General features: G+C 71.2%; 24 protein-coding genes, 1 tRNA gene and 1 riboswitch. Of the genes, 14 read left to right on the forward strand and 11 right to left on the reverse strand.

Going from position 1 to position 24936, the window contains the following annotated elements:
• The first annotated feature begins 74 nt into the window (after positions 1-74).
• Positions 75-148, forward strand: a tRNA-Met gene (locus tag ACWZEH_RS23310).
• Positions 149-324: 176 nt separating this feature from the next.
• Here the strand turns inward: ACWZEH_RS23310 and ACWZEH_RS23315 are convergent.
• Positions 325-741, reverse strand: coding sequence for a Fur family transcriptional regulator (locus ACWZEH_RS23315; RefSeq protein WP_456193059.1), 417 nt, complete (start codon positions 739-741; stop codon positions 325-327).
• Between the two features lie 144 nt (positions 742-885).
• Here ACWZEH_RS23315 and ACWZEH_RS23320 point away from each other — a divergent pair, with 144 nt between their 5' ends.
• Positions 886-2337 (forward strand): catalase, encoded by a 1452-nt coding sequence (locus tag ACWZEH_RS23320; protein WP_456193060.1) that lies wholly within the window; start codon positions 886-888, stop codon positions 2335-2337.
• 43 nt (positions 2338-2380) lie between these two features.
• Here the strand turns inward: ACWZEH_RS23320 and ACWZEH_RS23325 are convergent, their stop codons facing one another.
• A complete protein-coding gene (locus ACWZEH_RS23325) occupies positions 2381-2836 on the reverse strand; it encodes a CBS domain-containing protein (protein ID WP_456193061.1) in 456 nt (151 codons plus the stop codon).
• Between the two features lie 224 nt (positions 2837-3060).
• Entirely contained in the window at positions 3061-3861 is an 801-nt protein-coding gene (gene hisN / locus ACWZEH_RS23330; RefSeq protein WP_456193062.1) for a histidinol-phosphatase, read from the reverse strand.
• A 181-nt stretch (positions 3862-4042) separates the two neighbouring features.
• Between hisN and ACWZEH_RS23335 the strand changes: the two genes are divergently transcribed.
• A complete protein-coding gene (locus tag ACWZEH_RS23335; protein ID WP_456193063.1) occupies positions 4043-4660 on the forward strand; it encodes a TetR/AcrR family transcriptional regulator in 618 nt (205 codons plus the stop codon).
• 44 nt (positions 4661-4704) lie between these two features.
• On the opposite strand, the gene ACWZEH_RS23340 is transcribed toward ACWZEH_RS23335, so the two are convergent.
• The 4 genes from ACWZEH_RS23340 to ACWZEH_RS23355 form a co-directional block, all read right to left on the reverse strand.
• A complete protein-coding gene (locus tag ACWZEH_RS23340) occupies positions 4705-5028 on the reverse strand; it encodes a DMT family transporter (protein ID WP_456193064.1) in 324 nt (107 codons plus the stop codon).
• A gap of 202 nt (positions 5029-5230) precedes the next feature.
• Positions 5231-6241 (reverse strand): ribosome small subunit-dependent GTPase A, encoded by a 1011-nt coding sequence (rsgA, locus tag ACWZEH_RS23345; RefSeq protein WP_456193065.1) that lies wholly within the window; start codon positions 6239-6241, stop codon positions 5231-5233.
• Positions 6242-6252: 11 nt separating this feature from the next.
• Positions 6253-7569, reverse strand: coding sequence for a 3-phosphoshikimate 1-carboxyvinyltransferase (gene aroA, locus ACWZEH_RS23350; protein ID WP_456193066.1), 1317 nt, complete (start codon positions 7567-7569; stop codon positions 6253-6255).
• A gap of 191 nt (positions 7570-7760) precedes the next feature.
• A complete protein-coding gene (locus ACWZEH_RS23355; RefSeq protein ID WP_456193067.1) occupies positions 7761-8483 on the reverse strand; it encodes a M50 family metallopeptidase in 723 nt (240 codons plus the stop codon).
• Positions 8484-8533: 50 nt separating this feature from the next.
• Here ACWZEH_RS23355 and ACWZEH_RS23360 point away from each other — a divergent pair, with 50 nt between their 5' ends.
• The 10 genes from ACWZEH_RS23360 to ACWZEH_RS23405 all read left to right on the forward strand — a co-directional run bounded on the left by ACWZEH_RS23360 (position 8534) and on the right by ACWZEH_RS23405 (position 19252).
• Positions 8534-9349 (forward strand): SOS response-associated peptidase, encoded by an 816-nt coding sequence (locus tag ACWZEH_RS23360; protein WP_456193068.1) that lies wholly within the window; start codon positions 8534-8536, stop codon positions 9347-9349.
• A 4-nt stretch (positions 9350-9353) separates the two neighbouring features.
• The gene (locus ACWZEH_RS23365; RefSeq protein ID WP_456193069.1) at positions 9354-10055 is read left to right on the forward strand and encodes an alpha/beta hydrolase family protein; all 702 of its coding nucleotides are present in this window, start codon (positions 9354-9356) and stop codon (positions 10053-10055) included.
• Between the two features lie 292 nt (positions 10056-10347).
• Positions 10348-11034, forward strand: coding sequence for an RNA polymerase sigma factor SigR (gene sigR, locus ACWZEH_RS23370; protein ID WP_384018920.1), 687 nt, complete (start codon positions 10348-10350; stop codon positions 11032-11034).
• The gene (gene rsrA, locus ACWZEH_RS23375; RefSeq protein ID WP_456193070.1) at positions 11031-11369 is read left to right on the forward strand and encodes a mycothiol system anti-sigma-R factor; all 339 of its coding nucleotides are present in this window, start codon (positions 11031-11033) and stop codon (positions 11367-11369) included. Before sigR ends, rsrA begins: the two co-directional genes overlap by 4 nt.
• Positions 11370-11580: 211 nt before the next feature.
• Positions 11581-13002: an HD-GYP domain-containing protein gene (locus tag ACWZEH_RS23380; protein ID WP_456193071.1), complete on the forward strand. Its 1422-nt coding sequence runs from the start codon at positions 11581-11583 to the stop codon at positions 13000-13002.
• Positions 12999-14333: an HD-GYP domain-containing protein gene (locus ACWZEH_RS23385; protein ID WP_456193072.1), complete on the forward strand. Its 1335-nt coding sequence runs from the start codon at positions 12999-13001 to the stop codon at positions 14331-14333. Before ACWZEH_RS23380 ends, ACWZEH_RS23385 begins: the two co-directional genes overlap by 4 nt.
• A gap of 282 nt (positions 14334-14615) precedes the next feature.
• The gene (locus ACWZEH_RS23390) at positions 14616-15596 is read left to right on the forward strand and encodes a tetratricopeptide repeat protein (protein ID WP_456193073.1); all 981 of its coding nucleotides are present in this window, start codon (positions 14616-14618) and stop codon (positions 15594-15596) included.
• Positions 15597-15741: 145 nt separating this feature from the next.
• The gene (def, locus tag ACWZEH_RS23395; protein ID WP_456193074.1) at positions 15742-16392 is read left to right on the forward strand and encodes a peptide deformylase; all 651 of its coding nucleotides are present in this window, start codon (positions 15742-15744) and stop codon (positions 16390-16392) included.
• A 329-nt stretch (positions 16393-16721) separates the two neighbouring features.
• A complete protein-coding gene (cyc1, locus tag ACWZEH_RS23400) occupies positions 16722-17807 on the forward strand; it encodes an epi-isozizaene synthase (protein WP_456193075.1) in 1086 nt (361 codons plus the stop codon).
• Positions 17804-19252 (forward strand): bifunctional albaflavenone monooxygenase/terpene synthase, encoded by a 1449-nt coding sequence (locus tag ACWZEH_RS23405; RefSeq protein ID WP_456193076.1) that lies wholly within the window; start codon positions 17804-17806, stop codon positions 19250-19252. Before cyc1 ends, ACWZEH_RS23405 begins: the two co-directional genes overlap by 4 nt.
• Before the next feature lie 39 nt (positions 19253-19291).
• Here ACWZEH_RS23405 and ACWZEH_RS23410 read toward each other — a convergent pair whose 3' ends face one another.
• On the reverse strand, positions 19292-20254 hold the full coding sequence (locus ACWZEH_RS23410; RefSeq protein WP_456193077.1) for a GlxA family transcriptional regulator: 963 nt from the start codon (positions 20252-20254) through the stop codon (positions 19292-19294).
• Between the two features lie 94 nt (positions 20255-20348).
• On the opposite strand from ACWZEH_RS23410, the gene ACWZEH_RS23415 reads away from it, so the two are divergent.
• Positions 20349-20558, forward strand: a complete 210-nt coding sequence (locus ACWZEH_RS23415) for a hypothetical protein (protein WP_456193078.1) — start codon at positions 20349-20351, stop codon at positions 20556-20558.
• A gap of 27 nt (positions 20559-20585) precedes the next feature.
• Here the strand turns inward: ACWZEH_RS23415 and ACWZEH_RS23420 are convergent, their stop codons facing one another.
• The 3 genes from ACWZEH_RS23420 to ACWZEH_RS23430 all read right to left on the reverse strand — a co-directional run bounded on the left by ACWZEH_RS23420 (position 20586) and on the right by ACWZEH_RS23430 (position 24900).
• The gene (locus ACWZEH_RS23420) at positions 20586-21614 is read right to left on the reverse strand and encodes a ribonucleotide-diphosphate reductase subunit beta (RefSeq protein ID WP_456193079.1); all 1029 of its coding nucleotides are present in this window, start codon (positions 21612-21614) and stop codon (positions 20586-20588) included.
• Positions 21614-24007, reverse strand: a complete 2394-nt coding sequence (locus ACWZEH_RS23425; protein WP_456193080.1) for a ribonucleoside-diphosphate reductase subunit alpha — start codon at positions 24005-24007, stop codon at positions 21614-21616. Before ACWZEH_RS23425 ends, ACWZEH_RS23420 begins: the two co-directional genes overlap by 1 nt.
• Before the next feature lie 124 nt (positions 24008-24131).
• A riboswitch (cobalamin riboswitch) is annotated at positions 24132-24271 on the reverse strand.
• A 98-nt stretch (positions 24272-24369) separates the two neighbouring features.
• Complete coding sequence (locus ACWZEH_RS23430) at positions 24370-24900, reverse strand: GNAT family N-acetyltransferase (protein ID WP_456193081.1); 531 nt, start codon at positions 24898-24900, stop codon at positions 24370-24372.
• Positions 24901-24936 lie beyond the last annotated feature (36 nt).

Genomic DNA, 24936 nt, shown 5'->3' on the forward strand with positions numbered 1-24936 from the left:
CAGGAACAGAGGCCAGATGATCGGGAAGGGATTTGCCTCCGTCCGCGCCCTTGACGTAATGTTGCGTTCATCGACGCGGGGTGGAGCAGCTCGGTAGCTCGCTGGGCTCATAACCCAGAGGTCGCAGGTTCAAATCCTGTCCCCGCTACTGAAGGCCGAGGGCCGGAATCCGAAAGGGTTCCGGCCCTCGGTGTATGTGCGCATCCGTATGGATCCACGGATCCGCGAATCGCCACGTATCCAGGGACCCCATGACGAAGCCCGGCACCGACGGTGCCGGGCTTCGTCATGGGGTCGGGGAAGGGCGGCGGCGCCGCCGGAACGTTACGCCGTCACGCAGTTCGGGCAGACGCCGCGGTACGTCATCTCGACGCCCGACACCGTGAAGCCGAAGCGCTCCGTGTCGGGGAGGTCGGCCAGCGGGTTGCCGGTCGGGTGCACGTCGCGGATCGCGCCGCACTGTGCGCACACCAGGTGGTGGTGCGGCCGGTGGGCGTTCGGGTCGTAGCGCTTGGCCCGTTTGTCCGTGGAGACTTCCACCACCTCGCCGAGCGTGACCAGCTCGCCCAGCGTGTTGTAGACGGTGGCCCGGGAGATCTCGGGCAGCTTGGTGACAGCTCGGGCATGCACCTCGTCGGCCGTCAGATGGACGTGATCGCCGTCGAGGACCTCGGCCACCACACGACGCTGTGCGGTCATCCGCCAGCCACGCCCGCGCAGTCGTTCCAGAAGGTCGCTCATGAACACCAGCCTAACAGCTGGGCGGACCAGGTCACGAACGAGTGTGACTTTGGAGTCTCACTTGACTTAGACATTGTCTATTGTAAGATCGGAGATGGCTTTAGCCGAGGGACACAGTTGGTTGGAATGACGCAGGAGGCGCACGTGACGCAGGGACCGCTCACTACGGAGGCCGGAGCTCCGGTATCCGACAATCAGAACAGTGAGAGCGCGGGCGTCGGCGGCCCGGTGCTCGTTCAGGACCAGCTGCTTCTGGAGAAGCTGGCCCACTTCAACCGTGAGCGCATTCCGGAGCGCGTGGTGCACGCCCGCGGCGCCGGCGCCTACGGAACCTTCAAGGTCACCGCCGACGTGACGAAGTACACCAGGGCCAAGTTCCTGTCCGAGGTGGGCAAGGAGACGGAGACCTTCGTCCGTTTCTCGACCGTGGCAGGCAATCTGGGCGCTCCGGACGCCGTGCGCGACCCGCGTGGTTTCGCGCTGAAGTTCTACACCGAAGAGGGCAACTACGACCTCGTCGGCAACAACACCCCGGTCTTCTTCATCCGGGACGCCATCAAGTTCCCCGACTTCATCCACACGCAGAAGCGCGACCCGTACACGGGCTCGCAGGAGGCGGACAACGTCTTCGACTTCTGGGGCCTGTCGCCCGAGTCCACCCACCAGGTGACCTGGCTGTTCGGTGACCGCGGCATCCCGGCCTCCTACCGGCACATGGACGGCTTCGGTTCCCACACCTACCAGTGGAACAACGAGGCCGGCGAGGTCTTCTGGGTCAAGTACCACTTCAAGACCGACCAGGGCATCAAGAACCTCACCGCCGAGGAGGCCGAGGTCCTCGCGGGCCGGGACCCCGACTCGCACCAGCGTGACCTGCGTGAGTCCATCGAGCGGGGCGATTTCCCGTCCTGGACCGTGGGCGTGCAGATCATGCCGGCGGCCGAGGCGGCCACGTACCGCTTCAACCCGTTCGACCTGACCAAGGTCTGGCCGCACGCGGACTACCCGGTCATCGAGTTCGGAAAGCTGGAGCTCAACCGCAACCCGGAGAACATCTTCGCCGAGGTCGAGCAGTCCATCTTCAGTCCCGGTCACTTCGTGCCCGGCATCGGTCCGTCCCCGGACAAGATGCTCCAGGGCCGCATCTTCTCCTACGCGGACGCCCACCGGTACCGGGTCGGCATCAACGCCGACCACCTGCCGGTCAACCGCCCGCACGCGACCGAGGCGCGCACCTACTCCCGTGACGGCCACCTGTACGACGGCCGCCACAAGGGTGCGAAGAACTACGAGCCGAACAGCTTCGACGGTCCGGTCCAGATCAACCGTCCGCTGTGGGAGCCCATCGCGGTGACCGGTCTCACCGGCGAGACGGCCACGCCGTCCCACGCCGAGGACGACGACTTCGTGCAGGCCGGCAACCTCTACCGGCTGATGGGCGAGGACGAGAAGGTCCGCCTGGTCGACAACCTGGCGGGCGCCCTCTCCGGGGTCACGCGCGACGACATCGCCGAGCGCGCGGTCAACAACTTCCGCCGGGCGGACGAGGACTTCGGCAAGCGGCTGGAGGCCGCGGTCCAGGCCCTTCGCGGCTGATTCCAGCGCTGGACCGCTTGTCGTGGCGACGGGCCGGACTCCCTCACGGGGAGCCCGGCCCGTTCGGCGTGCCGAGCAGCTCCTGGCCCGTTCGGTCACGCCGGTGTGTGCTGGGCGACCTGTCGTCGTACGGGGCCCAGCAGCGGATGATGTCGCGCACCGAGACGATGCCGGCGGGCTCGCTCCGTTCCAGGACGATCAGATGGCGGAACCCGCCGTGGGTCATGGCGTGGGCGGCGTCCTCGAGCGTCCAGGACGGGTCGGCGAAGACGACGTCGGTGGTGGTGTGGGCGTGGGCGCGCTCGGAGTCCGGGTCCTGTCCCAGCCCCAGCGAGTTGAGGATGTCCCGTTCGGTGAGAATGCCGATGCCGGTGCCGTCGGGGTCGAGGACCACGGCCGCGCCGACGCGGCGGGCGGACATCAGGGTGGCGGCCTGGCGAAGAGTGTGGGCGGGGCCGATGGTGAGGACCACCGTGCTCATGGCGTCACGGACGAGCATGGGATGGAGCCACCTCCTACCGGGAACCGTGCCGTCGGACGCCGGAGCGGTCCGCTGGTTCACGGTTTCACAAGTTCACAAGTGGGCGGGTCCTCAGAGTCGCAGGTGAAGCCGGAGTCAACAAGAGGGCGCGCGCGGCGAGTCGGGGGGCGCGCAGGCCTCGTGCGCGGACCTCGCGCGTGGCCTCGTGCGCGGGCTTCTTACGTCTCCGGACGCCGGCAGCGCTAGTAACGCTGGTTGAGGTAGCCCAGCAGCTCGTCGTGCAGCAGGCCGTTCGAGGCGGCCGCGTTGCCGCTGTGCGGTCCGGGCTGGCCGTCGAGTCCGGTGAAACTGCCACCCGCCTCGGTGACGACGATCGAGGTGGCGGCCATGTCCCAGAGCGACAGCTCGGGCTCGGCGCACATGTCGACCGACCCCTCCGCGACCATCATGTACGGCCAGAAGTCGCCGTACGCGCGCGTCCGCCACACCTCGCGGGTGAGGTCCAGGAAGCCGTCCAGACGCCCCTGCTCCTCCCAGCCGCTGAGCGAGGAGTACGCGAACGAGGCGTCGGCGAGTTTGGACACCCGGGAGACCTGGAGCCGGGAGGCCGAGGTCAGGCTGCGGCCGCTGTACGCGCCGTGGTCCTTCGCCGCCCACCAGCGGCGGCCGAGCGCGGGAGCCGAGACGAGACCGACGACAGGCTGGAAGCCCCCCTCGCCGGCCTCCATCAGGGAGATCAGGGTGGCCCAGACGGGAACACCGCGCACGTAGTTCTTGGTGCCGTCGATCGGGTCGATCACCCAGCGCCGCGGCCCCGTGCCCTCCACCCCGTACTCCTCGCCGAGGACCGCGTCCCTCGGACGGGCACGCTTCAGGTGGCCTCGGACGACGTCCTCCGCGCCCTTGTCCGCCTCGGTCACCGGCGTCATGTCCGGTTTGGTCTCCACCTTGAGGTCGAGGGCCTTGAACCGGTCCATCGTCGCGGCGTCGGCGGCGTCGGCGAGGACATGGGCGAGACGCAGGTCGTCAAGGTAGTCGGGCATGCAACGAACCGTATCTGCCGAGGTGGGGCCGGGGCTACAGGGGGCTTGTGGCCCACGCGCGGGCCGACGGTCCGCACGCGGCGCGGGCATCCGCGCCCCGCGCCCCACGCGAACCCTTGACAGTGCCGGGCGACGCGTCAAATCTGAAGCGCAGAGCCGCTCGCCCGCCCCGAGGGAGGCGATGATGCCTGCAGCGCGGGAATCTCTGCTGGACGCCGCTTACACGGCCCTCGCGCGCCGCCCGTGGTCCGCGGTACGGATGGTGGACGTGGCCGCGACGGCCGGGGTGTCCCGGCAGACGCTCTACAACGAGTTCGGCAGCAAGGACGGACTCGCCAGGGCCCTGGTCCGCAGAGAGGCCGACGGCTACCTCGCCGGCGTCGACCGTGCCCTCACGGTCCACAGCGACCCCCGCGACCGGCTCACCGCGGCGGCCGAGTGGACCGCCGCCGCGGCCCGCCGGAACGCCCTCGTCCGAGCCATGCTCACCGGCTGCTGGAGCGAGCGCCTGCCCTCCCCGGCCCTCTCGCCGGTCCGGTCCGGCTCGGCCGTCCCCGCCCAACGCCGCGCCGACGGTCCGCTGCCCTCGCCCGGGGACCTCGTCGGGCTCGTCCGCGACCGCGCGGTGGCCGTCCTGACCGGCCCCGGCGTGCCCGGGCCGGCCGACGCCGCGGAGCTGACCCGCGCCTGCGAACTGGTGGTGCGCCTCGCCCTGTCCTGCGTCACCGCGCCGCCGCCGGCCGAGGGCGGTGTCGCCGATCTGGTCCGCAGTGCCCTGTACCGTCAGCCGGTGCCGTAGCGCTCCGGCACCGGCGCATCCCCACGTTCACCGGCCGGGAGCGCTCAGTGCGCCGACCCCGACAGCTGCAGCCCGATCACGCCGACGATCACCAAGGTGATCGACACGATCTTCAGCGTCGACACCAGGTCGCCCAGGAAGACCATCCCGTAGATGGCCGTGCCCGCCGCCCCGATCCCCGTCCACACCGCGTACGCGGGCCCGACGTCCAGTTTCTTCAGGGCCATGGTGAGCAGACCGAAGCTGCCCAGCGCGAACACGCAGAAGGCGATCGTCGGCCAGAGCCGTGTGAAGCCGTGGGACAGCTTCAGGCACACGGCGAAACCGGTCTCGAGCACCCCGGCCACCACGACCAGCAGCCACGCCATGTGTCGTCCTCCCGTTGTCCCGACATGCAGTGACCGCTTTCACGTACAGCGACCCGCTTCGCCGGGTTCGAGAGCTTCGGATCCGGCTCGGTGCGATTATGCACTTACCGTCCGCGGGCCATGACAAACACGGGAGGGCCGACGATTCCGCGTCGCGCACCGAGGGGACCCGGCATCTCCAGGCCGCTTCGGGCCGCCCGGGTCAGTCGCCTTCCGTGTGCTCCCGGGCCGCCAGCAGCCGCCGCAGCGAGTACAGCCGCGCCGGGTCCGCGTGTCCCTCGGCGACCCACGCGTCCAGCGCGCAGTCCGGCTCGTCGTGACTGCACGCGCGGGGGCAGCCCTCCGTCCCCGGACCGAGGTCGGGAAAGGCGAGGATGACCCGCGACGGATCGACGTGCGCAAGGCCGAACGACCGCACTCCGGGGGTGTCGACCACCCATCCCTCGGCGCCCGACAGCGGCAGCGCCAGCGCGGACGTCGTCGTATGGCGCCCCCGCCCCGTCACCGCGTTGACATGCCCGGTCGACCGTCGCCGCTCCTGCGGCACCAGCGCGTTCACCAGGGTCGTCTTGCCGACCCCGGAGTGCCCCACGAACGCCGTGATCCGGCCCGCCAGCTGCTCCCGCACCCGGTCGGCCGCCGCACCGCTCTCCAGTTCCGCGCGGCTGGTGACGACGTACGGGATGTCGAGGTCGCCGTACAGCTCCAGCAGTTTGTCCGGTGGAGCGAGGTCCGACTTGGTCAGGACCAGCAGCGGGGTGAGCCCGCCGTCGTACGCCGCGACCAGGCAGCGGTCGATCAGGCGCGGGCGGGGCTCGGGGTCGGCGAGGGCGGTGACGACGGCCAGCTGGTCGGCGTTGGCGACGACGACCCGCTCGTAGGGGTCGTCGTCGTCCGCGGTACGGCGCAGTACCGACGTCCGCTTCCCGATGCGGACGATCCGCGCGAGGGTGTCCTTCTCCCCGGAGAGGTCGCCGACGATCGCGACCCGGTCGCCCACCACCGCCGCCTTGCGGCCCAGCTCACGGGCCTTCATGGCGAGCACGGTCCGGTCCTCGACGAGGCAGGTGAGCCGGCCCCGATCGACGGTGAGGACCATGCCCTCGGCGGCGTCCTCGTGTTTGGGCCGGATGTGGGTGCGCGGCCGGTTGCCCTTGCGGTTCGGGCGGGAGCGGATGTCGTCCTCGTCGGTGTGTTTGCCGTAGCGGCGCATCGTCTGCGGTCCTAGGCCCCGAGCATCCCGGCCCACAGCGCGGGGAAGTCCGGGAGGGTTTTCGCCGTGGTCGCCACGTTCTCGATCTGCACGCCCTCCACTCCGAGGCCGATGATCGCACCGGCGGTGGCCATGCGGTGGTCCTCGTACGTGTGGAAGACGCCGCCGTGCAGCCGGCGCGGGCGGATGTGCAGACCGTCGGCGGTCTCGGTGACGTCGCCGCCGAGCTCGTTGATCTCCTTGGTGAGCGCGGCCAGGCGGTCCGTCTCGTGCAGCCGGAGGTGGGCCACACCACGCAGAGTGGACGGCGTGTCCGCGAGCGCCGCGACGGCCGCGATGCCCGGCGTCAGCTCACCGACCTCGCCGAGGTCCACGTCGATGCCGTGGACCGATCCGGAACCGGTGAACTCCAGCCCCTGCTCGGTCAGCTCGCAGGAACCGCCCATCTCGGTGAAGATCTCCCGCAGCCGGTCACCGGGCTGGGTGGTACGGGCCGGCCAGTCCGGGACGAACACCCGGCCGCCGGTCACCAGCGCCGCCGCCAGGAACGGCTGGGCGTTGGACAGGTCGGGTTCGATGGTGAGATCCCGTCCGAGCAGGGCACCCGGGGTGACCCGCCAGACGTCGGGCTCGCCGCCCGACTCCGGACTGTCCACCTGGGCGCCCACCGCGCGGAGCATGTCGACGGTCATCCGGATGTGCGGCAGGGAGGGAAGCGTGGCGCCGGTGTGCCGGACCTCGACACCCTGGTTGAAACGCGGCGCCGACAGCAGCAGCGCGCTGACGAACTGCGACGACGAGGACGCGTCCACCGACACGGGGCCGCCCTCCAGGGCGCCGCCGCCGTGCACGGTCAGCGGCAGTGCGCCCCGGCCGTCGTCGTCGATCCGGGCACCCAGGTGACGCAGTGCGTCGACGACGCCGTTCAGCGGGCGCTCGTACGACCGCGGGTCGCCGTCGAACCGGACGGGACCGTCGGCCAGGGCGGCCACCGGGGGCAGGAACCGCATCACCGTGCCGGCGTTGCCGACATCGACGGTGGCCGGGCCGCGCAGGCCCGTGGGCAGCACCCGCCAGGCCTCACCGGTGCCGTCGGGGCCCACGCCCTCCTCGATCTCGATCCCCATGGCCCGCAGCGCGCCGGCCATCAGCAGCGTGTCGCGTGAGCGCAGCGGGCGGCGCAGCCAGCCGGGCTCGGAGGCGAGGGCGGCGAGTACGAGAGCACGGTTGGTGACCGACTTCGACCCCGGCACATGGACCGTCGCGTCGACGGATCCGCTCGCGTGCGGGGCGGGCCAGAGGTCGGTGTGCGCGGGATCAGCGGTCATGCGCACCACTTTAGTGGCGGTCCCGGCCACCGGGCGTGCCCGGGACACCCCGGACGGCCGGCCCGGACCGTTGTCCCCCGGGCCGAACCCCTCCACGGGGCGCCCCTCGGTGGAGTACGAGGGGCGCCCCGCGTGGTGGACACCCCTGTTGACGCGCCGGCGACCACCGTCCCCGGGTCACTCCTGCGGCGTCACAGCCCCAGCAGCCACCGCCCACCGCCGAGCAGCGAGCACAGCGACACCGCGTGGAACAGGAGGAACCACAGCCCCGCCGGTGCGTGCGTCAGCCGGGACAACTGGTCCGCGTCCGAGTCGCCCGCGCCGCCGCGTGCCCGCTTGGCCTGGAGCTCGAACGCCGGGCGCACCCCGCCGAGCAGCAGGAACCACACCACGGCGTACGCGAAGGCCGCCTGGACCTGCGGGCCGGCCAGCCAGGAGACGACGACGAACGTGCCACCGGTGAGCAGCACCGTCAGCGCCCCGTAGGCGTTGCGGATCATGACCAGCATCGCCACGAGCAGCACCGTGGCCAGCCACAGCAGCAGCGTGATGCGCCCGGCGCCCAGCAGCGCCGCGCCGCCGAGGCCCAGCAGCGGGGGAGCGGTGTAGCCGGCCGCGGCGGTGAGGATCATGCCGATGCCGGTCGGCTTGCCGCGGCTGACGGTCAGGCCGCTGGTGTCCGAATGGAGGCGTATCCCCGTGAGGGTGCGGCCGGTGAGCAGCGCCACGAGCCCGTGGCCCCCCTCGTGCGCGATGGTGATGGCGTTGCGCGAGAGCCGCCACAGCCCGTGCGGCGTGACCACGACGAGCGCGGCGGCCAGTGTGGCGATCACCACCCACAGGTCCGGGTCGGGCTGGGTGCCGGTGACCTCGTCCCAGAGGGAGGTGAGCGAGGCGGATGCGGTGCTGTCCATGTGGGGCGGGAGCTCCTCGTGGTGGCGCGGAGTCTGGCAGTGTTGCACGTATGTGCGGACGGTATGCAGCGAGTCGCAGGCCCGAGGATCTCGCAGGAGTCTTTGAGATCGATAAGTGGGATCCGCAAGAGGCCCCGGAGCCCGACTACAACGTGGCACCCACCAAAGAGGTCTTCGCCGTGCTCGACCGCGCGGTGAAGGACGCGGACGACCCGAGGCCGGTTCGGCAGCTGCGGAAGCTGAAGTGGGGCCTCGTGCCGTCCTGGGCCAAGACGCCCGAGGGCGCGGCCCGGATGATCAACGCCCGTGCGGAGACCGTCCACGAGAAGCCGTCCTACCGTCGCGCCTTCGCCGCCCGGCGCTGCGTCCTGCCCGCCGACGGCTACTACGAGTGGGTCACCGGCACGCAGGAGCGGGACCTGGAGGCCGAGGGCAAACGCAAGCGCCCGCGCAAGCAGCCGTACTTCGTGACACCGGCCGACGGCTCGGTGTTCGCGATGGCGGGGCTGTACGAGTTCTGGCGGGACCGGACCCTGCCGGACGACCATCCGCGGGCCTGGTGGGCGACGTGCACCGTCATCACCACCGAGGCGGAGACCACGCCGCTCGCGGTGGCGCCGGCGGACGGCCCGAGGACTCTGGCCGACATCCACCCGCGGATGCCGCTGATGCTCACACCGGACCGCTGGGACGCCTGGCTCGACCCCGCCCGCACGGACACCGAGGAGCTGCGCGGGCTTCTCGCGCCACCGCCCTCCGGCCTGATGCGCGCCTTCCCGGTCTCCACCGCGGTCAGCAACGTCCGCAACAACGGCCCGGAGCTGCTGAGGGAACTGGAGGCACCGGAAGAGAGCACACTCTTCTGATGTGATGTCTGTGAAGAACACGAGGAACGCTCCTGCCGCGGTCGGCCCGGCAAAACCGCCGTCGGCCGGGACCGTCGAAACCGTCGGGACCGACGCCGGTCCTGCCCGCATCACCTGGCACTCCGCCCGGCACACCGCGCGTTTCGTCCTCGCGCTGAGTCACGGCGCCGGCGGCGGCATCGAAGCCCGGGACCTGCGGGCCCTGGCCGCCGTGCTGCCCGCGCACGGCACGACGGTGGCGCTGGTGGAGCAGCCCTGGCGGGTGGCGGGCAAGAAGGTGGCCCCCGCGCCGAAGACCCTGGACACCGGTTGGCGCGGCCTCTGGCCCGCGCTGACGAAGCCGGGCCTGCCGGTGATCTCGGGCGGGCGCAGCGCCGGAGCCCGCGTCGCCTGCCGGACCGCCGGTGAACTGGGCGCCCGCGCGGTGCTCGCCCTCGGCTTCCCCCTGCACCCGCCGGGCAGGCCCGAGAAGTCCCGCGCCGACGAGCTGCTCGGGGCCGGGGTGCCCACCCTCGTCGTACAGGGCGGCAACGACCCCTTCGGCAGGCCCGGAGAGTTCCCCGAGGGGACGTACGAACTGGTCGAGGTGGCGCACGGCGATCACGGTCTCGCCGTCCCCGAGCGGGCGGACATCACGCAGGAGGAGGCCCTGGCAGTCGTCACGGACGCTGTCGTGCGGTGGGTCGGCTCCCTGGTGGAGCAGTGAGCGCCGCCCACCCGCACCCGCCCGGGTAAAGCTTCGGGAATGTCCGGACGACCCCCGCTGTTGACGCCGACGTGTCCGCCGGTCCGCCGGCGCAGCCGTCGTAGTCGTAGGAGAGGAAGTCCGCCGCATGGGTTCGACCTTCTGCCCGAGCCGCAAGGGGCGCACCGAGCTGGACTGGACGGTGCTGCACGCGGCCAGGACCGTCCCTCTTCGGGCGGCGGACGGACCGGATCGTCGTCTATCCTCCGATTCGAGTGAGACCGCTTCCGGTCCCACGACAACTCTGGAGGAGGTGGGTCCGGTTCCCGGTACCGACGCAGGGACCGAACACGGCCAGGCGGAGCAGCCCGAGGGCCAGGGCGACAAGCGGGCGGAGTCGACCGCCGAGCGCAGCGCGCGCTTCGAGCGGGACGCGCTCGAGTTCCTCGACCAGATGTACTCGGCCGCCCTGCGCATGACGCGCAACCCGGCGGACGCCGAGGACCTGGTCCAGGAGACGTACGCCAAGGCGTACGCGTCCTTCCACCAGTTCCGCGAGGGCACCAACCTCAAGGCGTGGCTGTACCGGATCCTCACCAACACCTTCATCAACTCGTACCGCAAGAAGCAGCGGGAACCGCAGCGCAGCGGGGCCGAGGAGATCGAGGACTGGCAGATCGCGCGGGCCGCGTCGCACATGTCGACCGGTCTGCGTTCCGCGGAGGCGCAGGCGCTGGACCACCTTCCCGACTCGGACGTCAAGGAAGCGCTCCAGGCGATCCCCGAGGAGTTCCGCATCGCCGTGTATCTCGCGGATGTCGAGGGCTTTGCCTACAAGGAGATCGCCGACATCATGGGCACACCCATCGGTACCGTGATGTCCCGGCTGCACCGCGGCCGCCGTCAGCTGCGCGGCATGCTCGAGGACTACGCGCGCGAGCGTGGACTGGTCCCTGCGGGCGCCGGAGAGTCGAACGAAGCGAAAGGCTCGAGGTCATGAGCTGCGGAGAGCCGCACGAAACGGATTGCAGCGAGATCCTCGATCATCTCTACGAGTTCCTCGACCGTGAGATGCCGGACTCCGACTGCGCAAAATTCGAACACCACTTCGAGGAATGCTCGCCCTGTCTCGAGAAGTACGGGCTCGAGCAGGCGGTGAAGAAGCTGGTCAAGCGGTGCTGCGGGCAGGACGACGTGCCGGGCGACCTGCGTGCCAAGGTCATGGGCCGGATCGACGTGATCCGCTCGGGCCAGACCGTTCCCGATCAGGACGTCACCGTCTCCGAGGCGGCCGCACAGCAGCCCCAGGCCGCTCCGGCGCCGCAGGAGTCCTGAGTCCTTCAGGAACCCCGGCCTCTCCGAGGTCCATTGTTCGAACGCCCGCCGAACGGCCGCCCCGGTAAGCACCTCCGAAAGAGGAGCGACCTCACCCGTACGTGCTAATCCGCGGGCCAGGGGCCCGCGGAGGCGCCGTTCGTCCCCCTAGGCTCCAGACCCTGACAGGCGGCAGGCCGAGCACGGTCGGCACGGTCGGGGGAGGGGTCTGATGGAGGTCTCACCGGCACGGGCCCGCGTGTACCTGGCCGGTGTCGCCGCGGCGGGCCTGCTCTGTCTGCTGCCGGCGGTGCCGTGGTCGCCGCTGCCGGTGTGGGCGGCGTACGGTCCGGACGTCTCCTGGCGGGCCGTCGCGTCGCTCGCCGGGCTGTACGTCTGCTGCGAACGCCTCGTCCGGTCCCGGCAGCTCGGTGCCCCGAACTCCGGCGGCACCTTCCACCCCGTACTGCTCGCCGCGGCCTTTCTGCTGCCGCCGGCCGCCGCGGCGCTGGTCGCGCTGCCCGGCGCGCTGCTCACCCCCGTGGAGCAGCGGCCGTTCCTCGCGCGGCGGATCTGGCGGGCCGGGCAGCTGGCCCTCGCCGTGTGGGCCGCGAGCCGGGCACACCGTGCGGCCGGCGGCCGGGAAACGATCGCGGACGGCGACGTTCCCGCGGCGCTGGGCGCGGCCGGCGCCTCGGTGCTGGTGTTCTGCCTGGTGCTGACGTTGCTGGACCGCGGCATCCTGGTGCTCGTGGGCGGCCTGCCGCTCCGGCCCGGGAGCCGGACGACCTGGCGGACGACGCGGCGCGGGACCCGGCAGGCGACCTGGTGGCGGCTGTTCCTGCGGTCGCTCGCGCCGGTCACCGTGCACGGGCTGGCCGGACTGATGATGGCCCTGCTGTGGCGCAGCACCCACGGGCCCGTGGCCGCGCTGCTCGTGCTGCCGCCGATGTACGTCTCGTGGTGGGCGTTCGCCCAGTACCACCGGGAGCGGGCCGCCCACCAGGCCACGATCCGCGCGCTCGTGCGGGCCGTCGACATCAAGGACGGGTACACACGCGGCCACAGCGAGCGGGTCGGTCAGGCCTCCACGATGATCGCGCGCGAGCTCGGCATGGACGACGAGCGGACCGAGGTGCTGCGCTTCGCCGGCATCCTGCACGACGTCGGCAAGCTCGGGGTGCCCACCCGGCTGCTCACCAAGGACGGGCCGCTGACCCCCGAGGAGCGGCGGGTCATCGAACTGCACCCCGAGTACGGGCACGAGATGGTCCGGGGGATCTCCTTCCTGGGCGAGGCCCGCGCGGCGGTGCTGCACCATCACGAGCGGCTGGACGGCAGTGGTTACCCCTATGGGCTGGCGGGAAGTCAGATCCCGGAGTCCGCGCGCGTGGTGGCGGTCGCCGACGCCTTCGACGCGATGACCTCCAACCGCTCCTACAGCAGGGCGCGGCCGGTGCCCGTGGCGCTGGACGAGCTCCAGCGGTGCGCGGGGGGCCATTTCGACCCGCGGATGGTGGAGGCGCTGGTGCGGGCGATCGGCCGGACCGGCTGGCATCCCGCGGTGACGGCCGAGGACGTCCGACAGCCCTCGGGCCCGCCCGCCCCGCCGGTCGCCGAGCCGGCCGCCGATTCGCCCGGGGCACGCCGGTGACCCCGCGGCCGCACACCCTCGTGCACGCCTGCGCCGCCGCGCTCGCCGTCGGCTGCCTCGGCGCCACCCTGTGGCACGGGGTCGCGGAACGAGGCACCGCCCTCGCCTTCGGCGTACTCGTCGCCGTCGGGGAGCTCACGCGGTACCACGGCCCGCGGCGGCCCCGCGACGGACGGCAGCCCGGTGAGGGAGCGCTGCCGGGCGCCGGAACGCAGCCCCGCGACGGACCGCGGGTCCGTCAGGCCGCGCCGCTCGCCGCCGCCGGGTCACTGGCGTACGCGCTGCTCGGCGAGGCCGGTGGGCGGCCCGGCCACCACGGCGTGGCCCAGGCCGTCGTCGTGGTCCTCGCCGCCTCCCTGCTCGGCAGCGTGCCGCACATCGGTCGCGGGCACGGACCCACCCGCGACCGGCTGGCCCGCCGGACCCTCACCGTCGGGTTCGTCGCCGTGTGTGTCCAGCCCTTGTACGGCAGGGGGACGTTCGACGACTGGGGCGGCCCCGCCTACGCGCTGCTGCTGCTCGTCCTGCTGTCGCTGTCCGCCCTGTGCGACGCCGTGCTCGCCGCCGCTCTGGCCCGTTCCCGCACCGGTTGGCCCTTCCCGCCGGTGCTGCGTGACGAGCTGAGGGCGCTGCCCGGCATCGGGGCCGCCGTCGTCGCGACGGGCGCGGTGATGGCGCTCGGCGTCGCGGCCGTGGGGTTGTGGGCGCTGCCCCTGCTCTCCGTGCCCTTGCTGCTCGCACAGCTGTCCTACCGGCGGTACGCGGCCGTCCGGGCGACCTACCGGCAGACCATCGCCTCCCTCGCGCGGGCCACCGAGATCGCCGGCTGCACCCCGGCCGGGCACGCCCGCAGGGTCGCCGACCTCAGCCGGTCGGTGGGCCGAGACCTGGGGCTGACCGAGCCGGATCTGGTGGTGCTGGAGTACGCGGCCCTGATGCACGACATCGGCCAGCTCAGCCTTGTCGACCCGGTGCCGGCGGGCGCCACCGCCGTCCTGCCGGCCCCGCAACAGCGGCGGATCGCCCTGCTCGGCGGCGCCGTGGTCCGCCAGACCGGGGTGGACCCGAGGGTGGCCGGGATCGTGGAGAGGCAGGCCGAACCGCACTGGGATCAGCCGCTGGCCGCGCGGATCGTCCGGGTGGTGAACGCGTACGACGAGAAGTCCCGGGCAGGAGGCCCCGGCGGGCCGTTGACGGCACTGGAGGAACTGCGCCTCGGCACCGCCGGCGAGTACGCGCCCCAGGTCGTCGAATCCCTGGCCCGGGTGCTGTCCAGGGCCAGGGCGAGGGAGCAGGCGGACGGGTACGACGACGGAGGCGGCCGGTCGTGAGGCAGCGGGAGGCCGCGGAGGCCGCCGGAGGACCGCGGAGGCCGGGATATGAGGATCGGGATGTGAGGACGAGGTGGGGAGCGACGGCGGAAGGGGCGCGAGAACCGGCGTGAGGACAGGCGCCCGACCGCGGCGAGAGCCGCGAACCGGACGGTCTGACCCGGACCGGTCCGGGGTAACCCATGGGTAATGAGCGCCCTTCCGGCCGTACGTGGTTGGATGCGAAGGAGACGGTGTCCGGGGGCTAGGCCGCCCACCGCACGGAACTGGCAGGCGGGAATCGTGAGGATCTTCGGCAAGGGACGGAACAGGCCCTCCGCCTCCTGGCGGCAGGCCACGGACCGCGCGTTCACACTCATCGGCGACGGCCGTTACGAGGACGCGGGCGCGCTGCTCACCCGAGCCGCCGATCTGGAACCCTGGCTGTCGGAGTCCTGGTTCAACCTCGCGCTGCTGCACAAGTTCCGGCACGACTGGGAGCAGGCGCGGGCAGCGGGCCTCAGGGCCGTGGCGCTGCTCGACCGGGACACCGGCGCGCCGGACTGGTGGAACGTCGGCATCGCCGGCACCGCCCTGCAGGACTGGCCGCTGGCCCGCCGTGCCTGGCAGGCCTACGGGCTGAAGGTGCCGGGGAGTCCCACCGACTCCGGTGAGCCGCTCGGCATGGACCTGGGCAGCGCGGCCGTGCGGCTGTCCCCGGAGGGGGAGGCAGAGGTCGTCTGGGGGCGACGGCTCGACCCCGCCCGGATCGAGGTGCTGTCCATTCCGCTGCCGTCCTCCGGCCGTCGCTGGGGCGAGGTCGTCCTGCACGACGGGGTGCCGCACGGCGAGCGGAGCACGGCCGTCGGGCACACCTACCCGGTGTTCGACGAGATCGAGTTGTGGGCGCCCTCGCCGGTGCCCACGTGGGTGGTCCTGCTGGAGGCCGCGAGCGAGGCCGACCGGGACGCCCTGGAGCAGCTGGCCGCGGACGCCGGGTTCGCCGCCGAGGACTGGTCGTCCTCGGTGCGGCTGCTGTGCCGATTGTGCTCGGAGTCCCGGATGCCGTCCGACGAGGGAGAGGGCGAGCATCTCGACCCGCACGACCACAGTGAGCCCGGACACCCCGGACCGCTCGGTCACCGCACCGACGGGCAGTTGTGGGTGCCCGAGCGCGAGTGCGGGCTGGCCGCGCCGGCCTCGCTGGTCCGAGGTCTGCTGGACGGGTGGGTCGCGGACAGCCCGGACTCGCGGGACTGGCGGGACCTCGAAGAGGTCTGCTAGGGCGTTCCCGGGGCCCGTTCACGGGGCGGACCACCGGACCGGTTGTCGGACCGGCCGCGGGTGGGAGCAGGTCGGCGGGACGTCCGTCCGCCGTACCCTGTATCAGCACCACACCCCATGTTTTCCAGGAAGGCGTACGTCGGTCATGGTTCAGCAGGACACCGATCAGCAGCACGCGGGCGTGCTCCCCGTCGACGAGGAGGGGTACGTCATCGACACGGAGGGCTGCGCGGAGCGCGAGGCCGCCTGGGTCGAGCGCGGCACCTCGCGGCCGATCACCGTGGTCGGCAACCCGGTGCTGCACAAGGAGTGCCGGGACGTCACCGACTTCGGCCCGGAATTCCAGCAGCTGGTCGCGGACATGTTCGCCAGCCAGCGCACCGCCGAGGGTGTGGGTCTGGCCGCCAACCAGATCGGTGTCGGCCTGAAGGTCTTCGTCTACGACTGCCCGGACGACGACGGCGCGCGCCACGTCGGCGTGGTCTGCAACCCCGAGCTGGTCGAACTGCCCGCCGAGAAGCGCCGGCTGGACGACTCCAACGAGGGCTGTCTGTCCGTCCCCACGGCGTACGCCCCGCTGGCCCGGCCCGACTACGCCGAGGTGACCGGTCAGGACGAACTGGGCAACCCGGTCAAGGTGCGCGGCACCGGCTACTTCGCACGGTGTTTGCAGCACGAGACGGATCATCTCTACGGTTACCTCTACATCGACCGGCTCTCCAAGCGGGAACGCAAGGACGCGCTGCGGCAGATGGCCGAGAACGAGCCGCGCTACCCCGTGGTCGCCAACGACTGATCTCCCGTCATGCCCGTCGCGTCCGGGCCTCCTCGACCCTCTCGGCCCCTGGTCCACGGAACTCCCTCGCGCACGGCGCCCGGCCCGGCATCCCTGCCGGACCGGGCGCCGTTCGTCTTTCCGGCAGATGTTCGACCTCTCGGGGGACCGGCGGCCCGGAATCAGACACACAAGGGGAGGTTCTCGGCACCCTCGGGTAGTGAAGGAGGCAAATGCGTTCCCAGAACGGTCAGTTGTGGTGCTGAATGGAGGGACAGGGATACGCAACGGCGCGCGCCCGGCACGGGGGACGGGGCGCACGCCGACTGGCGGCTGAGAGGGGATTGTTCGTGCATGCTTTGTCACACGGCACCACATCGAAACCGACCACCATCGCAGTTCCACCGGCGCTGTTCCTCCCGGTGATCGAGGCGGCGTTTCCCCGGCAACTCCATCCGTATTGGCCGAAACTCCAGGAGGAGACCCGTGCGTGGCTGCTCGAAAAGCGGCTCATGCCGGCCGAGAAGGTGGAGGAATATGCCGACGGACTGTGCTACACGGACCTCATGGCGGGCTACTACACCGGCGCCGCCGACGAGGCCCTCCAGGCGATAGCGGACTACAGCGCGTGGTTCTTCGTCTGGGACGACCGGCACGACCGCGACGTCGTGCACGGCCGTTCCGGCGCCTGGCGGCGGCTGAAGGACCACCTGCACACGGCCCTCGACCGTCCCACGGACCACCTGCGTCACGAAGACGCACTGGTGGCCGGGCTCGCGGACGGTGTGCGGCGGCTGTACTCGTTCCTTCCGGACACGTGGAACGTCCGGTTCGCCCGGCACTTCCACACGGTGATCGAGGCGTACGACCGGGAATTCCGCAATCGTACGGAGGGGATCGTACCGACCGTCGAGGAATACCTGGAACTGCGCCGGCTCACCTTCGCCCACTGGATCTGGACCGATCTCCTGGAGCTGAGTGCGGGCTGTGAACTGCCGGACTCCGTACGGAAGAACCCGTCCTATCGGAGGGCGGCCCTGCTGAGTCAGGAATTCGCCGCCTGGTACAACGACCTCTGCTCACTCCCGAAGGAACTGGCGGGCAATGAGGTGCACAATCTCGGAATCAGTCTCATCGCACATGAAGGACTGACTCCCGAAGAGGCGGCCGCCGATGTGAGGCGCCGGGTCGAGGAATGCGTCACCGAATTCATCGACGCCGAACAAGAAGTCCTACGATTCGCCGACGGTCTCGACGACGGCACGGTAGGAGGAAAGGAACGGGGTGTGGCCGTGCGTGCCTGCCTCGAAAACATGCGGAACTGGTTCAGTTCCGTCTACTGGTTCCACCACGAGTCCGGCCGGTACAGGGTCGACAGCTGGGACGACCGGTCCACGCCCCCGTACGTCAACAACGAAGCGGCAGGTGAGAAATGACCGTCGAGTCGGTGACACCCGACGCACCAGACGCATCCGGAGCATCCGCGACGACCGCGGTATCCGCGACGACCGCAGCATCCGACGAGGCGGCCCGGGTGAGGGCCGACGCGACCGGGCCGCGCGTGGCGCCGGTGGCCGGCGGAGGGGTCCCCGGCCTCGGCCACGGCCTCAAACTGGTCCGCGATCCACTGGCCTTCATGTCCCAGCTGCGCGACCACGGCGACATCGTGCGGCTCAGGCTCGGCCCCAAGACCGTGTACGCCGTCACCACGCCCGCTCTCACCGGGGCGCTGGCCCTCAGCACCGACTACATCATCTCCGGCCCCCTGTGGGAGTCGATGGAGGACCTGCTCGGGAAGGAGGGCGTGGCCACGGCCAACGGCCCGCTGCACCGGCGCCAGCGGCGCACCATCCAGCCCGCCTTCCGGCTCGACGCGATCCCCGCCTACGGCCCGGTCATCGAGGAGGAGGCCCACGCGCTGACCGGGCGCTGGGCGCCGGGGGAGCCGGTCGACTGCACCACCGAGGCGTTCCGGGTCGCCGTGCGCATCGCCGCCCGCTGTCTCCTGCGCGGCGGTTACACGGACGAGCGGGCGGACCGGCTGTGCGTCGCGCTCTCCACCGTCTTCCGCGGCATGTACCGGCGGATGGTGCTGCCGCTCGGTCCGCTGTACAAGCTGCCTCTTCCGGCCAATCGCGAATTCAACCGGGCCTTGGCCGATTTGCATCGTGTGGTCGACGAGATCGTCGTCGAGCGCCGTGCATCCGGTCAAAAGCCGGACGATTTGCTGACGGCATTGCTGGAGGCGAAGGACGACAATGGCGACCCGATCGGGGAGCAGGAGATCCACGACCAGGTGCTCGCGATACTCACCCCCGGCGGTGAAACGATCGGCTCCACGATCATGTGGTTGCTGCAGGCACTTGCCACGCATCCGGAACACGGTGACAGGATGCGCGACGAGGTTCTCGCCGTTACCGGAGGCCGCCCGGTGGCATTCGAGGACATCCACAAGCTCACGCACACCAACAATGTCGTCGTCGAAGCCATGCGTTTGCGTCCCGCTGTCTGGATATTGACCCGCCGGGCGGTCAGGGATACGGAGCTCGGTGGCTATCGCATTCCGGCCGGGGCGGACATCATCTACAGTCCGTTCGCGATCCAGCGCGATCCGAAGTCGTACGAGCGCAACCTGGAGTTCGACCCGGACCGCTGGCTTCCGGAGCGTGCGAAGGACGTTCCGAAATACGCCATGAGTCCGTTCAGCGTGGGCAACCGCAAGTGTCCGAGCGATCACTTCTCGATGGCTCAGCTCAGCCTGATCGCGGCCGCGCTGGCGACGAAGTTCCGCTTCGAGCACGTGCCCGGCTCGGACGGCACCACCCGCGTGGGCATCACCCTGCGCCCGAACCGGCTGATGCTGAGGCCGGTCGCGCGCTGAACCGTCACAGCCGGCGGAACCGTCACCTCCGGCGGGCGTTCACGCGGCCTCGGGGCCACGGAACGTCCGCCGGTAGGCGTTCGGGGTCGTTCCCACGGCGCGTACGAAGTGGTGGCGCAGCGCGGCCGCGTTGCCGAAGCCCGTACGGCCCGCGACCGCGTCCACCGTCTCGTCGGTCCCCTCCAGCAGACGCTGGGCGAGCAGCACACGCTGGCGCAGGATCCAGCGGTACGGCGTGGTGCCGGTCTCCTGCTGGAAGCGGCGGGCGAAGGTGCGCGGGGACATGAGGGCGCGGGCCGCGAGCTGCTCGACGGTGACCTCCTCGTCGAGATGCCGCTCCATCCACACCAGCACCTCGGCCACGCTGTCGCCGCCGGGCAGCGGCAGCGGGCGCTCGATGTACTGGGCCTGGCCCCCGTCCCGGTGCGGGGGCACCACCATGCGCCGGGCGATCCGGTTGGCGACCCCGGGGCCCTGCTCCTTGCGGACGAGATGCAGACAGGCGTCGATCCCGGCGGCGGTGCCGGCGGAGGTGATCACGGGGTCCTCGTCGACGTAGAGCACATCCGGTTCGACGGTCAGATGGGGGTACTTCCTGGTCAGCGCCTCCGCGTGCCGCCAGTGCGCGGCGGCGCGCCGGCCGTCGAGGAGGCCGGCGGCGGCCAGCACGAACACGCCGGAGCAGACGCTGAGCACCCTGGCCCCCCGGTCCACGCCCCGGCGCAGCGCCTCCAGCAGCTCGGGCGGGAAGTCCCGCGTCTCGTAGCACGACCCGGCGGGTACGGCGATGAGGTCCGCTGCCTCCAGCCGGTCCAGGCCGTGCTCGACCTGGATGGTGAAACCCGTGTTGCTGCGCAGCGAGGGGCCTTCCGCGGAGGCGACCGCGAAGTCGTAGACGGGCAGGCCGTCGTCGCTGCGGTCGACGCCGAAGACCTCACAGACGACGCCGAGTTCGAAGGGGTTCACGTTGTCGAGCAGGACAGCGGCGACGTTGCGGAGCATGGCTCCAGTGTGCCCTGCCGCTGGCAGTAAATCGAGGGTGTGCGGCAGCCCTGCCACTGTTCGGTAAGGAGTGTCAGGCGTGACAGTGGTGTCCATGGATACGACACAGGTGGAAGCACTGATCGGAATGCTGACCGTTCTCGGACTGCTCGTCCCGATGGTCCTCCCCGCCGCCATCGGCATCGCGCACGACCGGAGGATCGACCGGCAGCTGAAGCAGGCCGGGACCGGCCGAGCCGCCGCCGAGCGGCACCACGCCCCCGCACGGGGTGCCACCCCGCGCCGCACCGCACGGGCGGCATGAGACGGGGCGGCACCCGAGCCCGACGGGCTAGAAGTCCTCGTCCAGGTCGACCGCGCCCTCCACGGCGACCTGGTACGCGGACGGACGCCGCTCGAAGAAGTTCGTCAGCTCCTGGACCCCCTGGAGTTCCATGAACGCGAACGGATTGTCCGATCCATACACCGGTTCGAAGCCCAGGCGGGTCAGCCGCTGGTCGGCCACGCACTCCAGGTACTGCCGCATCGACCCGGTGTTCATGCCCGGCAGCCCGTCACCGCACAGGTCCTGCCCGAACTGCAGCTCCGCCTCGACCGCTTCGCGCAGCATGTCCGTCACCTGCTGCCGGAGCTCGTCGTCGAACAGGTCCGGCTCCTCCTCGCGGACGGTGTCGACCACGTCGAAGGCGAAGGACATGTGCATCGTCTCGTCCCGGAACACCCAGTTGGTGCCGGTCGCCAGACCGTGCAGCAGGCCCCGGCTGCGGAACCAGTACACGTAGGCGAACGCCCCGTAGAAGAACAGACCCTCGATGCACGCGGCGAAGCAGATCAGGTTGAGCAGGAAGCGGCGACGGTCGGCCCGCGTCTCCAGCCGGTCCAGCTTCTCCACCGAGTCCATCCACCGGAAGCAGAACTCGGCCTTCTCCCGGATGGACGGAATGTTCTCCACGGCCGCGAACGCGGCCGTCCGGTCCTGGGGGTCGGGCAGATAGGTGTCCAGCAGCGTCAGGTAGAACTGGACGTGCACCGCCTCCTCGAAGAGCTGCCGCGACAGATACAGCCGCGCCTCCGGGGAGTTGATGTGCTTGTAGAGGGTGAGCACGAGGTTGTTGGCCACGATCGAGTCGCCGGTGGCGAAGAACGCCACCAGGCGGCCGATCAGATGCTGTTCCGCGGGGCTCAGTTCCGCGAGGTCGGCGACGTCCGAGTGGAGGTCGACCTCCTCCACGGTCCAGGTGTTCCTGATCGCGTCCCGGTAGCGCTCGTAGAAGTCGGGGTAGCGCATGGGGCGCAGGGTGAGCTCGAAGCCCGGGTCGAGGAGGTTCTGGGTCCGGGTGGCGCCCGTGGTGCTGGTCATTACTGGCAGGCCTCGCAGGACTCGGGGTTCTCGAGGGAGCAGGCGACGGCCTCGGGGCCGGCGGCCGGCTGCCGGACGGGGGCAGGGGCGGGAACGGGGGCGGTGGTGGTCTGCGCCTGGGCCGCGCGGGCGATGCGGGTCGCCGGACGCGAGCGCAGGTAGTACGTGGTCTTCAGACCCCGTTTCCAGGCGTAGGCGTACATCGAGGAGAGCTTGCCGATGGTCGGCGTCTCCATGAACAGGTTCAGCGACTGCGACTGGTCCAGGAACGGGGTGCGGTCGGCGGCCATGTCGATCAGACCGCGCTGCGGGATCTCCCACGCGGTCCGGTACAGCTCGCGCACCTCCTCGGGGATCCAGGGGACCTCCTGCACCGAGCCTCCGGCCTCGCGCAGCGCCTCGCGGGTCCGCGCGTCCCACACGCCCAGCCGCTTCAGATCGTTCACCAGGTACGGGTTGACCTGGAGGAACTCGCCGGACAGCGTCTCGCGCTTGAACAGGTTGGACACCTGCGGCTCGACGCACTCGTACACGCCGGCGATGGACGCGATGGTGGCGGTCGGCGCGATCGCCAGCAGCAGCGCGTTGCGCAGGCCGACGGACGCGATGCGCTCGCGCAGCGCCGACCACCGCTCGGGCCAGGCGAGAGCGGTGTCGTAGTGGTCGGGGTGCAGCACGCCCCGGGCGGTCCGCGTGTGCTCCCAGGCCGGCAGGACACCCTCGCGTTCGGCCAGGTCGGCGGAGGTCTCGTACGCGGCGAGCATGATCCGCTCCGCGATCCGGGTGGAGAGCCGCCGGGCCCCGGGCGAGTCGAAGGGCAGGCGCAGGGCGAAGAAGACGTCCTGGAGGCCCATCACGCCCAGCCCCACCGGGCGCCAGCGCGCGTTGGAGCGGCCCGCCTGCTCGGTCGGGTAGAAGTTGATGTCCACGACCCGGTCGAGGAAGGTGACGGCCGTGCGCACGGTCTCGTCCAGCCGCACCCAGTCCAGGTCACCGGCGTCCCGGTCGACGAGCGCGCCGAGGTTGACCGAGCCCAGGTTGCAGACCGCGGTCTCCCCGTCGCTGGTGACCTCGAGGATCTCCGTGCACAGGTTGGACGAGTGGACGACGTGGCCGGGCTCGGCGGTCTGGTTGGCGGTGCGGTTGGCGGCGTCCTTGAACGTCATCCAGCCGTTGCCGGTCTGGGCGAGGGTCCGCATCATGCGCCCGTACAGCTCCCGCGCGGGGATCGTCCTGCGTGCCAGGCCCGCGGCCTCGGCGGCCCGGTAGGCCGCGTCGAACTCCTCACCCCACAGGTCGACCAGGTGCGGAACGTCGGACGGGGAGAACAGCGACCAGGGCGCGTCGGCGTTCACCCGGCGCATGAATTCGTCCGGCACCCAGTGCGCGAGGTTCAGGTTGTGCGTACGGCGGGCGTCCTCACCGGTGTTGTCGCGCAGCTCCAGGAACTCCTCGACGTCAGAGTGCCAGGTCTCCAGGTAGACCGCCGCCGCGCCCTTGCGCCGGCCGCCCTGGTTCACGGCGGCGACCGAGGCGTCCAGGGTCTTCAGGAACGGGACGATGCCGTTGGAGTGCCCGTTGGTGCCGCGGATCAGTGAACCCCGGGAGCGGACGCGGGAGTAGGAAAGGCCGATGCCGCCGGCGTGCTTGGAGAGGCGGGCCACCTGGTGGTAGCGGTCGTAGAGGGAGTCCAGCTCGTCCTTCGGGGAGTCGAGGAGGTAGCAGGACGACATCTGGGGGTGCCGGGTACCGGAGTTGAACAGGGTGGGGGAGGAGGGAAGGTACTCCAGGCGGCTCATCAGGCCGTACAGCGCGGCGACCTCGTCCACCGGCCGGACGTCCGTGTTCCCGGCGTCCTTCGCGAGGCCGGCGGCGACCCGCAGCAGGAAGTGCTGCGGTGTCTCCACGACCTTGCGGGTCACCGGATGCCGCAGCAGATAGCGGCTGTGCAGGGTGCGCAGCCCGAAGTAGCCGAAGCGGTCGTCGGCCTGCGGGTCGATCAGCGCGTCGAGTCGGTCCGCGTGCCCCAGGACGAACGCGGCGGTCCGGTCCGCGACGAGACCCTCACGGTGACCGGTCGCGATCGACGACGTGAACGACGTGACCCCCTGAGAGGCGGCCTCGGCGCGGATGCCGAGGGTCAGCAGCCGGGCGGCGAGCCGGGAGTGGACGGGGTCCTCGGAAATGAGTCCGGCCGCCGCCTCGGTGGCCAGCTCGCGCAGCTCGGTCTCGTCCGCGTGCGCGGACCGGCCGCGCAGCGCGGCGGCGGCGACCCGGCCGGGGTCGGCGCCCTGGAGGTCTGCGGTCAGCTCGGTCAGGGTCCGCAGCAGCGCGGCACCGGGGCCGTCGCTCACGTCGACCGCTGAAGCAGGATCGGCTGGCGCGATGGTCACGTGGGGCTCTCCCTCGCTCGGCACGGGGCCTCGCAAGGGCAGGGGGCAGCGCACGGGCACGCACACGCGCCACGCGTCCACCGGCCCATTCCACGAGGCCCGGACGTCGGGCACCCGGACCGGACGGCCGGGTGCACTGTCGGCAGGTCCTCGGACTCAAGCCCGTGCGGGCACACGGGAAACGTGAACACGCACAAGTACACCGTTGCGGGACAGTTCCGGATTCGCACCGGATTCCCCTGCGGCGACAGCGAGCATGAGCATACATCTTGTGCCGGGTGCTGTCGGCAGTCCCATATCTTGTGTCCCGGCGGGTATTGCGGCGCAGGGGCGAGCGGCGAGCGGCGAGGGGCGCAGGGGTGTCAGAGCGTCAGCTCATAGGTGAGCAGCGTGATGTCGTCCAGGTGCGGGACAGGGTTCCAGTCCCGCCCGGGAGAGCGGACGAAACCGAGACGCTCGTAGACGCGGTGGGCCGCACGCATCGTCCGCCGGGTCGACAGCACGACCCGTACGCACCCCTCCGTGGCCCGTGCCCGGTCGGCGCAGGCGCGGACGAGGGCCTCCCCGACACCCCGGCGCCGGGCGGCACGGGCGACCGCGAGCATCCGGATCTCCGCCTCGCCGGGCCCGGCGATGTCGGCCATCGGCCCGCCGCGCGGTACGAACGTCACCCCGCCCAGCACTCTCCCCGCGCCGCCCGCCTTTGCCCCGGTCCCCTCCACGGCGACCAGTACCCCGGCGGCCGCGGCCCGCCCGGCGACGTCCCTGAGCTCACCGAGGTACGCGTCGCTCTCCCCGAAGTCGAGCAGCCCGTCGCGCAGATAGGCCTGCGCGGTGATCTCACCGAGCTCCTCGAACTCGTACGGCTCCACCGGCCGGATGACGGTGTCCATGGGGCGAGTGTGCCCCACGGGTACGGCGAGGGGTCA

The organism is Streptomyces yamdrokensis (genome assembly GCF_053890455.1).